The organism is Streptomyces sp. NBC_01244 (assembly GCF_035987325.1).
Classification (GTDB): Bacteria; Actinomycetota; Actinomycetes; order Streptomycetales; family Streptomycetaceae; genus Streptomyces.
On sequence record NZ_CP108488.1, the window covers coordinates 9,060,899 to 9,074,449 of the forward strand.

Consider the following 13,551-nt stretch of genomic DNA (forward strand, 5'->3'; position numbering starts at 1 on the left):
TGTCAGTCCTTCGTTGTCGTTTTCGGAGCGGCTGCGGCGGCCGGTGCGGTGCCGCGGAGGAAGCCGAAGCTCGGCAGGACGCACACGGCGTAGCTCAGACAGGCCGCGGTCGCGGTCGCGAGCAGGGCGAGGACGCCGTCGCCGAGGAGCCGTTCCAGACCGAGGGCCACGCCCGTCATCACGGCCCCGGCCAGGAAGGGCCAGGCGCAGGCGCGTGCCACGGTGCCCAGCCCGACACCGCCCCGGTGCAGGGCGAAGAGGAACACCGGCACCACGACGGCCCCCGCGACCAGAACGTGGCCCTGGGCCACCCCCTCGATCCCGCCCGCGCCGGCGCCGGCCACCAGCACCGGGACCAGGACGGCGAGCCACAGCCCCTGGACCCCGATGAGGGAGCGGCGGTGTCCGATGGCCACCAGGCAGTCGTAGGCCAGTTCGCAGCCGATCCGGACCAGTCCGAGCCCCATCAGCCACGGCAGCGCGGCGGCGGCGGGCAGCCAGCGCTCCCCGTAGACCAGCTCGACGATCGGCCCGGCGAGGGCGGCCAGCAGCACGCAGAGCGGGACCGTGCCCGTCATCACCACGCCGAGGGCCCGGCCGAAGCCTGCGGCCAGTGCCCCCGGCCCCCCTCCGGCGCCGCTGTCGGCCAGTCGGGAGAAGCCGGCGAAGGAGACCCGGCGGGCCGCCTCGGAGATGATCCGTACGGGCCAGCCGGAGATGTTGAAGGCCAGCACGTAGAAGCCGAGGGCCAGTTGGTCGAGGGAGGAACCCACCACCATGGTGTCCACGTTGACGACCCCGAGCGCGAGCATGCTGGCCCCGGCGAGGGGGAGTCCGAAGCGCAGCAGGGCCCGGGCCTGCTCCCGGTCCCAGCCGAACTTCAGGGTGCCGGGCGCGGCCAGGCAGCAGCCGGCGAGCGCGGCCACGTTGCCCGCGACGGAGCCCCAGGCGAAGCTCATCGCACCCCAGCCCTGGACGGCCAGCAGCAGGGTCACCGCGGTACTGAGGACGAAGTTGACGGCGTCGATGGCCATCCGCCGGCCCTGCTGGAACTCCCGGGTGAGGAAACCGGCGGGCACCTGGGACAGCCCGTCGAGGACCACGCACACGCACATCACCCGCAGCACCCCGGAGGCCTCGGGGGAGCCGAGCACCCGGGCCACCAAGGGGGCCGCCGCGAACAGGCCCGCGTACAGCAGCAGGCTGGAAGCGGCGCTCAGGGTGAGGACCGTCGGGGCGAAGCGGCGCGGGTCGCCCTCCCAGCGCACGATGGCGAGGGAGACGCCGAGCTCGTTGGCGGAGAGCAGGACCAGCAGGACCGTCTGGGCGATCCCGTAGACGCCCCAGGCCTCGGGACCGAGGAAGAAGCGGGCGAGGATGATGCCGGTGACGAAATTGCCCAGGCGCATCACCATGGTGTTGACCAGGCTCCACCGGGCGGCGGATCCCACCTTGCGCGACAGGGACGCAGCCCCGGGCGGGACCTCCGGCGGCACCTCGGGCGGGTCCTGGGTGCCGGTGTCGGTGGTGGGCGCGGTCACGGCGATGCCTTGGAACGGAAGGCCGACGAGGGCAGGACCTTGAGCGCCATGGTCGCCGTGGGGTCGAGGGCGCCGATGTGCTGCTCGTCGGAACCGGAACCGGGGCCGGGGCCGGGGCCGGGGCCGGAATCGGAATCGGGGCCGGGACCGGGGCCGGAGTTCTCGGGCGGACCCTGGTCGGCTGCCGCCGCCTTGCGTCGGCCGGGCTTGTCGGCCTTGCGGCGCCGGGCCTCGACGAAGAAGGTGGCCACCAGGCTGAGGACGAAGCCCAGGGCCGCCGCCATGACCAGGTACTGGAGCCGGGTCTTCGTCTGCGCCTCCGGCTTCTGCGGGGGCACGATCGTCGCCATGCGGATCATCGCCTCGGGGGTCACCGACTGCTGGGCCTGGAACTCCAGGAGCCGCTTCTCGGCGTACGCGGTGAAGAGCTGGTCCGACTTCAGGACGGCGGCCGGGTCGGTGCCGGTGACGCTCAGCCACATGAAGGGCCCCTGCGCGTTGTCGGCGATCTTCGCCTCGTACAAGCCGGTGAGTCCCTGGGCCTTGAGGTCGGCCTTGGAATCGTCGGAGTTCAGGTTCCGGGCGAGTCCGTCGGCCATGCCGGTGAGCGAGGCCTGGGTGCTCAGGAAGGGGTTGCCGTCGAAGGCCACCGTGGCCTTCTTCGAGTTCAGGAGCGTCACGGTGCTCTGCGACCGGTACTCCACCGGGACCAGCAGGTACACGCCGGTGATGAGCGCGGCCGTGAGCAGCAGCCCGGGCAGCAGCACGTACCAGCGCCTGCGCATGACCCGCCAGATCTCCGCGAGGTCCATCAGCCTTCTTTCGGTACAGGTGGAACAGGGGTGGAAACGGTGCTGTGGCCGCAGGGGTCCGCCGCGACCCGGCGATCCCTTCCGGCCACAGCACTAGACGACGGGCGCGGTGCCCGGGACGAGGTCGGTGGGCCGCGGCCGGGTCGCCGCGCTCCCGCCCTCGAGGAGCACCTGCGCGATGCGCTCGCTCGCGCGGCCGTCCCACAGCTCGGGACAGCGGGGCGCGGGCGGATCGTCGAGCACCCGGTGCACCGTGGCCGTGATGCGGTCCGGATCGGTGCCCGCCAGGACGTTGGTGCCCTGCTCGACGGTGATCGGGCGCTCGGTGTTCTCCCGGAGCGTCACGCAGGGCACGCCGAGCGCGGTGGTCTCCTCCTGGATGCCCCCGGAGTCGGTGAGCACCACGCGCGCCGAGTCCTGCAGGGCGATGAAATCGAGGTATCCGGCGGCCGGCACCAGCCGGATGCCGCCCGGTACGCCGATCTCTGCCAGCCGCTCGGCCGCCCGGGGGTGCACCGGCAGCAGCAGCGGGCAGCGGCCCGCGATCTCGCCCAGCGCCTTCAACAGGCCGCGCAGGGCGTCCGGATCGTCCACGTTGGCCGGCCGGTGCAGGGTGACCAGGCCGTACCCGCCGCGGGTGAGCCCGTAGCGGTCGAGGACGTCGGAGCGCCGGGCCCGGTCCAGATTGGCGAGCAGCGTGTCGATCATGACGTTGCCGACGACGTGGATCTGGTCCTCCCGGTACCCCTCCGCCCGCAGGTTCGCGGCGGCGTCGGGGGAGGGGGCCAGCAGGTAGTCGCTGAGCCGGTCGGTGGCGACCCGGTTGACCTCCTCGGGCATGCTCCAGTCCCGGCTGCGCAGACCCGCCTCCACGTGGGCGAGCAGCGGCCCGGCCTTCGCGGTGACCAGGGCGCAGGCCAGCGTGGAGTTGATGTCCCCGACCACCACGACGGCGTCCGGGACCAGTTCGTCGAGCAGCGGCTCGAAGGCCTCCATCACCCGGCCGGTCTGCACGGCGTGGCTGCCGGACCCGGCTCCCAGATAGCGGTCGGGGGCGCGGATGCCTAGGTCGCGGAAGAAGACGTCGTTCATGGACTCGTCGTAGTGCTGGCCGGTGTGGACGAGGACGACCTCGGCGCCGCGGCGCTCCAGGGCGTCCATCACCGGCTTGATCTTCATGTAGTTGGGCCGGGCCCCGGCCACACAGATGATTCTGGGCATGGAGTCAGAGCACCTCCACCGTGGGTCCCGACAGCCGGTTGCGGCAGTCGAGGATCAGCGAGGCGTGCTCGGTGATCGACGGGTAGTCGAAGGAGTCGTGGTCCGTGAGCAGCACGACCACGTCGGCGGCGGCCAGCTCCTTGCGGGTCGGCTCGACCCGCGAGAGGCGGGCGTCGACCTTGATGCTCTCCACCACGTGGGGGTCTGCCGCGCGCACCTTCGCTCCCATGTCCAGGAGCAGCTGGGAGACGCGTACCGCCGGAGACTCACGGGCGTCGCCGGTGTTCTTCTTGTACGCCAGCCCCAGGAGCAGGATCCGGGAGCCGTTGACCGAGCGGCGCTTGGCGTTGAGCGCGTCCATGACGCGGCGTGCCACGTACTCGGGCATGTGGCTGTTGATGTCGTTGGCCAGTTCCACGAAACGGAAGTTCTGGCCGAGCTCGCGCTGCACGCGCCACGACAGGTACGAGGGGTCGATGGGCAGGCAGTGCCCGCCGACGCCGGGGCCCGGGGTGAACTTCATGAAGCCGAACGGCTTGCTGGAGGCGGCCTCGATGGTCTGCCACACGTCGATGTCGAGGTGGCGGGCGAACATGGCTATCTCGTTGACCAGGGCGATGTTCACGTGCCGGAAGGTGTTCTCCAGCAGCTTCGCCAGCTCGGCCTCCTTGGGGGAGCGCACCGGCACCGTGGTGTCGACGAGGCCCGCGTAGAAGGTATCCACGGCCTTGAGTGAGAGCGCGTTGACGCCGGAGACCACCTTCGGCGTCTGCTGGAAGCCCCAGACCTTGTTGCCGGGGTCGATCCGCTCGGGGCTGTAGCCGAGGTGGAAGTCCACGCCGGCGGTGAGGCCCGAACCGTCCTCCAGGATCGGGCCGAACAGCTCCTCGGTGGTGCCGGGGTAGGTGGTCGACTCCAGCACGACGGTGGCTCCCGGCCGCAGGAAGCGGGCCAGGGTGTGCGCGGACTCCTCGATGTAGCGCAGGTCGGGGGCGCCGTCCTGCAAGGGGGTCGGGACGGTGACGACCGCGACGTCGAAGCCGCCGCAGTCCCGGGCCTGGTCACTGGCCTGGTACGTGCCCAGTTCCAGGGCCTTGCTCAGCCGCGCGGAGGAGACGTCCTCCACGTACGACTCGCCGGCGGCGAGGCTCTTGACCCGCCGCGCGTCCACGTCGTAGCCGACCACCTGGTGTCCGACCTCGGCGGCCCTGATGGCCAGCGGAAGGCCGACGTATCCCTGTCCCACGACGACGACGCGCATCAGTGACTCCTGTTCGCGGAACCGGCAGACGGTGTGGACGGTGTGCGGCGGATGAGTTCCCGGACCGTCATGAGGAGGAAGGCGGCGTTGGTGGTGAGGTAGCGCCTGCCCAGGCGGCGCGGTTCCTGAAGGGTCCGGTAGAACCATTCGAGCCCCATCCGCTGCCAGACCAGGGGGGCGCGCTTGGTGATGCCGGCCAGGATGTCGAAGGAGCCGCCGACGCCGTGCACCACGTGGGCGCCGGTGCGCTTGCCGTAGCCGGCGGTGAAGATCTCCTTCTTGGGCGAGGTCATGCCGAGGAACAGCATCCGGGCCCCGCTCGCGGCCACCGCGTCGGCGATCTCGCCCTGCTCGGAGTCCTCGAAGTAGCCGTTGCGGCTGCCGGCCACGTGCAGGTTGGGGAACCGCTCGGCGATCCGGGCGAGCATGAGGTCCAGTACGTCCTGCCGTGCGCCGAGCAGGTGGACGGGGATCTCCGCGGTTTCCGCCGCCGCGAGCAGCCGCATGAACAGGTCGATTCCCGCCACCCGTTCGGGCAGCCGGACCCCGAGGACGCGGCCGGCCCACACCACGGCCTGGCCGTCGGCCAGGACGAGGTCGCAGCCGGCGACCGCCGCGGCGAGGCGGGGGTCACGGCGCATGTTGACCAGCTTGGCCGCGTTGACCATGCCGATCTCGATCTGTTCACCGCGGCGCACGGCGTCGAGGCACCGCTGGACCGTCTCGTCCATGGTCAGGGGGTCGAGCGCCACTCCGAAGAGCGACTGTCTGTGGTTCATCTCCCGAGCCCCCCGAGCCAGGCGTGGAGCAGCCAGCCGAACTCGTAGGGCCTGCACTCGCGGTCCACCGCCAGCGGGCGGAAAATCCGGTCGAGCGGGGCCAGCCGGGCCCGCGGGGCGACCCGGGTGGTGAGTCCGCGGGCGGCGCGGACGGCCTTGGCGGGATCGCCGCGGTAGACCTTGCGCCAGGTGACCCCGAACTCCTCGAGGATCATGGATTCGCGCGGGGCGCCGTCGGGCCCTGCGATCTCGGGCACCTCCGTCATCCAGCGCAGACCCCGGCGGATCTCCGCGCCGAAGTCCGTTCCGCCCGCCTCGGCCAGGTCGAAGAGGGCCGTCGGGGCCATGGCGTGCTGGTGCACGCTGTAGACGGGATAGCCCTCCACCACGCCGCCCGTGCGGGCGTCGTAGTGCCACCACCACTGTCCGCCGTCCCCCTGCAGGGCGCAGATCCGGGCGGCGCAGGCGTCGGCGGCCGCGAGGGCCTCCGGGTCCGGGCCGCTCGCGTGCAGCCGGGCCAGGGCCTGGAGCGGATAGGTCTGGTCGGCGAAGCAGGCCACGTGGGAGCGGTACCCGGGGACCAGCCCCGGCCCGGTGGCGTGCGGGAACAGCGGGCCGCTGTCGACCCGTGCCGCCAGCAGGCGGTCGCGGGCGGCCGCCAGCCGGTACTCGACGTCCACCGAGGTACGGGCCGCGGTGAGGGCGGAGAGCACCCAGGCGGCTTCCACCGTGTACTGCGGGCGTCCGGGGACGTCCAGTTCGGCCACCCTCGCCACTGCGTCCGCGAGCTTGGGATGGCCGGTCTCGGCGGCGGCCCAGGCGATGAGCGCGGCGTCGCCGAGGTTGGTCACGGCGGGCAGCCGTTCCACCAGGAGCGCCGTGAACTCCCCGGCGCTGCGGCCGTCGAAGAGGGCGCGCTGGCGCTCCTCGGGGAGGAACCGTGCGCCCAGCGCGGTGATGGCCGCGTACCGGGTGCTGGTTCCGCGCCGTTCCACGCGCCTCAGGCCTTCGGGGGAGACGGTCCCCGCCCGGGTGAAGACGAAGGTCTCCGCGCCCGGCAGGTACATCTCGGGCAGCCCCGCCTCGGCCAGTGCGAGCAGCCGCTCGGCGAGGGCGTGAAGCGACGGGTCCTCGTGGGCCAGTGCTTCTAATCGTCTGGCGGTCACCGGGTCCCCACCCCGGTCTCCCGCGTGTCCTGTTCGCCCTGTATGTCCGAGCTGTAGCCGTACGGCTCCAACACACCTACCCCCTCTGAAATCGTTCCTAGGACAGACCCGGCGGTCGTCGTTCGGCGGAGGGGACTGCGCATGACGGTGCGCGTGCCTACGGCGTGTTCTTCCGATGGCACGAGCGTCCGGGGTCGCTGGATCCCCCTCCAGCGAAGTCCCGGATCGGGGCGCGCGCAGACGGCGGCGGACGGGCGCATGGTCCTGCCCCGGCCGTCACCTTGTCTGCGATTGCCCTCGTCGTGTACAACCCCCCACTGAACACAGCCTGTTGCCTGCTCAGATCCCGTGTACAGGGACAAGGTATGCCCAAGGATGTTCATTGATTGTGGTTTTGAGGAAATGCCATTGACCCAAATTGCCGACGTTGCGTCAGGCGAGCTCGGTCAGCGTTCCGTCGGTCTCTTCGTGCAGGGCGCCGGTGCGCGGGCACTCCCAGACGCCGGGCTCGCCGTCGCGTTCCACCAGGCGGACCCCGGCCCGGCCCACCCAGCCGATGCGCCGGGCGGGCACCCCGGCCACGAGCGCGAAGTCCGGTACGTCCCGCGAGACGACCGCGCCGGCCGCGACGAGCGCCCAGCGCCCGATCCGGACCCCCGCGACGCACACCGACCGGGCCCCCAGGGAAGCCCCCTCGGCCACGATGACCCCGGCCGCCTCCCAGTCGCCGCCGCGCTTCTGCCGGCCGTCGGGTTCGACGGCCCGCGGGTAGAAGTCGTTGGTGAGCACGGCGGCCGGGCCGATGAAGACTCCGTCGCCGAGTTCGGCGGGCTCGTAGACCAGCGCGTAGTTCTGCAGTTTGACGTTGTCCCCGATTCGTACACCGGGGCCGACGTACGCTCCGCGTCCCACGATGCAGTCGCGTCCGAGCCTGGCCTCCTCCCGCACCTGAGCCAGATCCCAGATCGTGGTCCCCTCCCCGAGTTCGGCCGTCTCGTCGACCTGGGATGAGGGTTGAATTCGGACACTCACGGGGCGGTCCCCTTACGGCTCGCGAGGAGTTCGGACGTACGTCGCATGGATGTACGTCCCGCATGGATGTACGTCGTATTGAGGTACGTCGCATTGAGGTACGGAGGGAGCATATGCGGCATCGGACCCGCTCGTGCCGGAGATCAACCGACTGTTCACTCAGTGGACTTGGCGGCACCGGGCCGCGGGAGAGGCCCGGCCGCCTTAAGGTCGCCCGATCGCTTCCTTAAGCGGAACCTAAGGTTCGCGATCGCCATCCAGAATCGATCAAATGTCCGTTTCGGGGCGGCTAGCGTGCTGCCGCACCCCCGAAACCCCCGAACTCCCCCGGCAATATCAGAGGCAGGCACGCGATGGGCAGCACGACCGGTCACCGGCGCAGGACGAGCACGAAGGCGAAGGCTGTGGGCGGGACGGCGGTGGCAGCGCTGATCGCGGCCGCCGCCTTCGCCTTCACGGGTACGGCCCAGGCCGCCTCGGTCGGCGCGGTGTACACCAAGTCGAGTTCGTGGAGCGGCGGTTACACCGGCACGTACGTGATCACCAACAACAAGAGCCGCGCACAGACCGGTTGGACCCTGGAGTTCGACCTGCCCGCGGGCACGACGGTCGACTCCCTGTGGAACGGCTCGCACACGGTCAGCGGCCGCCGCGTCACCGTGAAGCCGGCGGCGTGGAACAAGGAGCTGGCCGCGGGAGCCTCCGTCACGATCGGCTTCGTCACGAGCGCGAGCGGCACCCCGGGCAACCCGACGGCCTGCCGGATCAACGGTGCGAAGTGCTCGGCCGACCAGGGCCCGACACCCCCGCCGGGCGGCCGCCCCACCACCGCCCCCACCGCTGCCCCTTCCGCCGTGCCGACGCCGGCGCCGACGGCCGGTACGAGCGCTCCCGCGACGCCCACCCCCACGGGGCAGCCGACCAAGCCCACCCCGCCCACCGCGACGGCCACCGCCACGACCCCGCCCCCGACCGGAAACCCGGCCGGCGGCGCGCGCTTCGCGCCGTACGTCGACACCTCCCTCCACCCCGCCTACGACCTGGTCGACACGGCGGCCAGGACCGGGGTCAAGGAGTTCCACCTCGCCTTCATCACCTCCGGCGGCGCCTGCGCCCCGCTCTGGGGCGGGGTCACCGAGCTCGGACACGACAAGGTCGCCGCGCAGATCGGCGCCCTGCGGGCCAAGGGCGGGGACGTACGCGTCTCCTTCGGCGGCGCCGCCGGGCACGAACTGGCCCTGAACTGCGGCTCCCCGAAGGAACTGGCCGCCGCCTACGGCAAGGTCGTCGACCAGTACCGGCTCACCAAGGTCGACTTCGACATCGAGGGCGCGGCCCTGCCCGACACCGCCGCCAACACCCGCCGCGCCCAGGCCATCGCCCTGCTCCAGGCCGCCCACCCGGGGCTGGACGTGGCCTTCACCCTGCCCGTGATGCCGGAAGGGCTCACACAGCCGGGCGTGGCCCTGTTGGCGGACGCGAAGAAGGCCGGCGTGCGGATCCACGGCGTCAACATCATGGCCATGGACTACGGCCCCGCCTACAGCGGTGACATGGGCCGGTACGCGATCCAGGCCGCCACGGCCACGCAGGCGCAGATCAAGGGAGTGCTGGGCCTCTCCGACGCGGCGGCCTGGAAGACCGTCGCCGTCACCCCGATGATCGGCGTCAACGATGTCACGAGCGAGATCTTCACCCTCGCCGACGCCACTCAGCTCGTGGACTTCGCGAGCGAGAAGGGAATCGGCAGGCTGGCGATGTGGTCCGCGACCCGCGACCGGCAGTGCCCGGCCGGAGTCGTGAACTACGCGGACGCGACGTGCAGCTCGATCCTCCAGCAGCCCCTGGCCTTCACGAAGGCCTTCGCGACCCTGCGCTAGTAGTGCTTGGTCAGGTTGGTGTGAGGGTGGGTATGTCGCGGTGACAGGTGGGGCAGGCGCCGGCCCAGGTGGCGAGGAGGGTCTGCAGTTCGCGGACGATTCGGTAGAGGCTCAGGCCGGCGCCGTTTCTTTTGGGGCTCTGGCCAGTCGCTGGAGGGTGCAGAAGGCGTGGGCTGCGGAGACGAGGGTGACGTGGTGGTGCCAGCCGTTCCAGGTGCGGCCCTCGAAGTGGGCAAGTCCCAGGGCCTGTTTCATCTCGCGGTAGTCGTGCTCGATGCGCCAGCGGAGCTTCGCCAGCCGCACGAGTGTGGTTAGCGGTGTCTCCGCGGGCAGGTTCGAGAACCAGAACTGGACCGGCTCTGCCTGATCGGCAGGCCATTCGGCCAGCAGCCAGCACGCGGGCAGTTCCGGCCCGTCGATGGCTTTGCGGACCTCGCGGCCGGCGGGCCGGACCCGAAGGGCAACGAATCGCGAGTACATCCGCTTGAAGCCGCTGCGGCCCGTGCCGGGACGAGATCCCTCGCGCCATTGCACTGGTCTGGCCGCCTGTTTCCCGGCCTCGATGACGAGGTTCTTCACGCTCCGGGCCGGTTCGGGATACCTTGCCACCGGCTTGCGTCCGGTGCCGCGGTAGGGCGGAGTGCAGGGCAGCGCGTCGCCGGGCTGGGCGGTCACGGTGGTGGAGATGCCCACCACGTAGTGCAGCCCGCGTTCCTCCAGGCCGAGACGGAAAGCGGCGGTGTCCCCGTATCCGCCGTCGGCGATCGCGAGGGGGACGTCCAGGCCCCACGACCGTGTCTCGTCGACCATGTCCAGGGCCAGCTGCCACTTCTCGACGTGGCCCAGGCCTTCGGGGATGCCGCACTTCGCCCGGCGGGCCGCCTTGACGGGATCGGCCTTCGGCGAGGCGGGGTCCCAGGTCTCCGGGAGGAACAGCCGCCAGTCGACCGCCGCCGAGGCATGGTCGCCGGCCAGGTGGAGCGAGACCCCTGCCTGGCAGTTGGTGACCTTGCCCGCGGTGCCGGTGTATTGCCGCGTCACACAAGCCGAGGCATCGCCGTCTTTGAGGAACCCGGTGTCGTCGATGATCAGTGCGGTCGGTTTGATCGCCGTCTGCATCATCCACGCGAGTCGGGCCCGCACGTGGGCCGGGTTCCATGGGCTGGAGGTGATGAAGTGTGCCAGGGCCTGCCGGTTCCCGTCCTCCCCGAGCCGGGCGGCCATGGGCTCGACGGACTTGCGTCCGCCATCTGTCAGCAGCCCGCGCAGGTAGACCGACCCCCACCGACGCTGATCCGCCCTCGCGAACGGTTCGAACACCTCCGCCGCGAAATCCTCCAGATCACACCGGACCGCAGCCAACTCCTCGGGCATCACACCCGATCAACGGAACAACCGATCATCCGGACACGCCACCAACGACTGAACCTGACCAAGCCCTACTAGTGCTGTGACCGGAAAGGTTCACCGGGTCAGGGGGTTGTGAGGATGACCAGGCGCTGGGTCGCGCGGGTCATGGCGACGTAGCGGTCGACGGCGCCTTCGATGCCCTCGCCGAAGGTGTCCGGGTCGAGGAGGACGACCAGGTCGAATTCGAGGCCCTTCGACAGGGCCGGCGTCAGTACGCGGATCCGGGAGCTCGCGGGGAACGCGCCGTCGTCGACGGCAGAGCCGGAGATGACGCAGGCGACCCCGTCGTCCTGGGAGTGGAGCCAGTCGCCGAGGATCGTGGCGAGGTCGGCGGCGCCGCCGTGCGTGACGGGGATGCCACTGCTGCGGACGGAGGTCGGCACGTTCGCGTCGGGGAGCGCGGCGCGGATGGCCGGCTCGGCCTCGGCCATGACCTCTTCCGGGGTGCGGTAGTTGACGCTCAGGGAGGCCATGGTGATCCGGTCGAGCCCTGCCCGTTCGAGCCGCTCCCGCCACGACTCGGTGAACCCGTGCCGGGCCTGCGCGCGGTCCCCGACGATCGTGAAGCTCCGCGACGGGCAGCGGGCCAGCAGCATCTGCCATTCGGCGTCGGTCAGTTCCTGTGCCTCGTCCACGATGATGTGGGCGAACGGGCCTGCGAGCAGGTCGGGTTCGGCGCCGGGCAGCGCGTCGCCGTCGATCAGGGCGTCCTGCAGGTCCCGCCCCCGCAGCATCCCCACCGCGCCCTGACTCTCGTCGATCTCGGTGTCCTGGAGCAACCGGTCGATGACCTCGGACCTGCGCGCACGCTCGGCGGCGACGGCGGCTTCGTGCCGGCGCTTGCGTACGGAGGCCTCGGGGTCGCCGAGCCGCTGCCGGGCCGCGTCCAGGAACGGCAGGTCCGCCGCCGTCCAGGCCTGGGCGTCGGCGCGCTGGAGGAGGGCCACGTCATCGGGCCCGAGCCACGGAGCGCACTTGCGCAGGTAGGCGGGCACCGACCAGAGGTCTCCGACGAGCTCGCCCGCGTCGAGCATCGGCCAGGCACGGTTGAGGGTGGTGATCAGGTCCCGGTCCTGGAGCAGCGAACGGCGGAGCAGGTGGGGCGGGACGTCGCTGTCGTCCTGGTCCATCAGGATCGTGAGCAGTTCTTCCAGGATCTGATCGCGCGCCTCGTTGTGCGGGGTGCCCGGCTCCACCGCCTCGAACGCGGCCGCCCAGTCGTCGGCGCCGAGCCAGAGGTCGGACCAGTGGCTGGAGACCGTCATCCCCTTGGTCGGCGGCTCCTCGTAGATGCGCACCGCCGCCTCGACCGCCTTCACCAGGTCGGCGGACGATTTGAGGAGGGCCACGCGCGGGTCGGCCTCCACCGCCGCGCCGGCACCTTCGTCGACGAGGTCGCGCAGGGTGCAGGTCTGCACGCCCTCCTCGCCGAGGCTGGGCAGCACGTCCGAGACGTAGGCCAGGTAGGGCCGGCTCGGACCGACGAACAGCACGCCGCCGCGACGGTGTCCCAGCCGGGGGTCGGAGTACAGCAGGTGGGCGGTGCGGTGCAGGGCGACGACGGTCTTGCCCGTACCCGGACCGCCGTCCACGACGAGGGCGCCCCGGGATCCGGCCCGGATGATGGCGTCCTGGTCGGTCTGGATGGTGGCGAGCACGTCGCGCATCCGCTCCGACCGGTTGCCGCCCAGGCTGGCGATGAACGCGGACTGGTCGTCGAGCGCGGCGCGCCCTTCGAGCCCGTCCGCGGAGAACACCTCGTCCCAGTAGTCGCTGATCCGCCCGCGGGTCCAGCGGTACCTGCGACGGCTCGCCAGGCCCATCGGGACGGCGTGCGTCGCCGCGAAGAAGGGCTCGGCCGCGGGGGAGCGCCAGTCCAGCAGCAGCCGGTTGCCCGCGCTGTCGGTGAGGCCGAGGCGTCCGATGTACACGGGCGCGGAGCCGTCGGCGGGGACGATGTGCCCCAGGCACAGGTCCAGCCCGAAGCGGCGCAACGTGCGCAGCCGGCTGGTCAGGCGGTGGATCTCCGTGTCGCGGTCCATCGCCTCGCGGCCGACGCCGCCGGGCGCCTTGCGCGTGGCCTCCAGCCGGTCGGACAGTTCGGCGATCGTCTGCTCCAGGCAGTGCGAGACGGCCGCGAAGTGCCGTTCGTCGCCGTCGATCAGCGCCGGGTCGGCCTTGGGGGAGAGGTGGTCGGGAAGTTCGAACGCACTGGTGGCGGTCGTCGCCGCCGACTCGACGGAACCGTGTGATCCAAGAGCTGACATATCAGCACGCACTGAGTGAATCTCCCATTTTTCGGCAAGTTCTGGCCTAGGTCCGCGATTTTGCCCCAGCCGGGGGGCCTTGCCGCAAGCCCCCCAGTGCGCTATATGTTGTAAGTGGCAAGGAGTGCGTACTCCTCCTCGCCTCCCGCTCGTCTTCTCTTCGCCCCTCCTCCACCGGCCCG

The 13,551-nt window shown here is 71.2% G+C and carries 10 protein-coding genes; 1 reads left to right on the forward strand and 9 read right to left on the reverse strand.

Going from position 1 to position 13,551, the window contains the following annotated elements:
- Positions 1 to 2: 2 nt before the first annotated feature.
- The 7 genes from OG247_RS40295 to OG247_RS40325 form a co-directional block, all read right to left on the reverse strand.
- On the reverse strand, positions 3 to 1,541 hold the full coding sequence (locus OG247_RS40295; RefSeq protein WP_327256920.1) for an oligosaccharide flippase family protein: 1,539 nt from the start codon (positions 1,539 to 1,541) through the stop codon (positions 3 to 5).
- The gene (locus OG247_RS40300; protein ID WP_327256921.1) at positions 1,538 to 2,353 is read right to left on the reverse strand and encodes a chain length determinant protein; all 816 of its coding nucleotides are present in this window, start codon (positions 2,351 to 2,353) and stop codon (positions 1,538 to 1,540) included. The genes OG247_RS40295 and OG247_RS40300 overlap by 4 nt, the downstream gene beginning before the upstream one ends.
- Before the next feature lie 93 nt (positions 2,354 to 2,446).
- Complete coding sequence (wecB, locus tag OG247_RS40305) at positions 2,447 to 3,574, reverse strand: non-hydrolyzing UDP-N-acetylglucosamine 2-epimerase (RefSeq protein ID WP_327256922.1); 1,128 nt, start codon at positions 3,572 to 3,574, stop codon at positions 2,447 to 2,449.
- 4 nt (positions 3,575 to 3,578) lie between these two features.
- Complete coding sequence (locus tag OG247_RS40310) at positions 3,579 to 4,835, reverse strand: nucleotide sugar dehydrogenase (protein WP_327256923.1); 1,257 nt, start codon at positions 4,833 to 4,835, stop codon at positions 3,579 to 3,581.
- Positions 4,835 to 5,614 (reverse strand): WecB/TagA/CpsF family glycosyltransferase, encoded by a 780-nt coding sequence (locus OG247_RS40315; RefSeq protein ID WP_327256924.1) that lies wholly within the window; start codon positions 5,612 to 5,614, stop codon positions 4,835 to 4,837. The genes OG247_RS40310 and OG247_RS40315 overlap by 1 nt, the downstream gene beginning before the upstream one ends.
- Positions 5,611 to 6,780, reverse strand: coding sequence for a hypothetical protein (locus OG247_RS40320; RefSeq protein WP_327256925.1), 1,170 nt, complete (start codon positions 6,778 to 6,780; stop codon positions 5,611 to 5,613). The genes OG247_RS40315 and OG247_RS40320 overlap by 4 nt, the downstream gene beginning before the upstream one ends.
- Before the next feature lie 432 nt (positions 6,781 to 7,212).
- Complete coding sequence (locus OG247_RS40325) at positions 7,213 to 7,812, reverse strand: acyltransferase (RefSeq protein ID WP_327256926.1); 600 nt, start codon at positions 7,810 to 7,812, stop codon at positions 7,213 to 7,215.
- A gap of 353 nt (positions 7,813 to 8,165) precedes the next feature.
- Here OG247_RS40325 and OG247_RS40330 point away from each other — a divergent pair, with 353 nt between their 5' ends.
- On the forward strand, positions 8,166 to 9,692 hold the full coding sequence (locus OG247_RS40330) for a cellulose binding domain-containing protein (protein ID WP_327256927.1): 1,527 nt from the start codon (positions 8,166 to 8,168) through the stop codon (positions 9,690 to 9,692).
- Between the two features lie 111 nt (positions 9,693 to 9,803).
- On the opposite strand, the gene OG247_RS40335 is transcribed toward OG247_RS40330, so the two are convergent.
- Positions 9,804 to 11,069, reverse strand: coding sequence for an IS701 family transposase (locus OG247_RS40335; RefSeq protein ID WP_442813232.1), 1,266 nt, complete (start codon positions 11,067 to 11,069; stop codon positions 9,804 to 9,806).
- 95 nt (positions 11,070 to 11,164) lie between these two features.
- Positions 11,165 to 13,369, reverse strand: a complete 2,205-nt coding sequence (gene helR / locus OG247_RS40340; RefSeq protein WP_327256928.1) for an RNA polymerase recycling motor ATPase HelR — start codon at positions 13,367 to 13,369, stop codon at positions 11,165 to 11,167.
- Between the last annotated feature and the right edge of the window lie 182 nt (positions 13,370 to 13,551).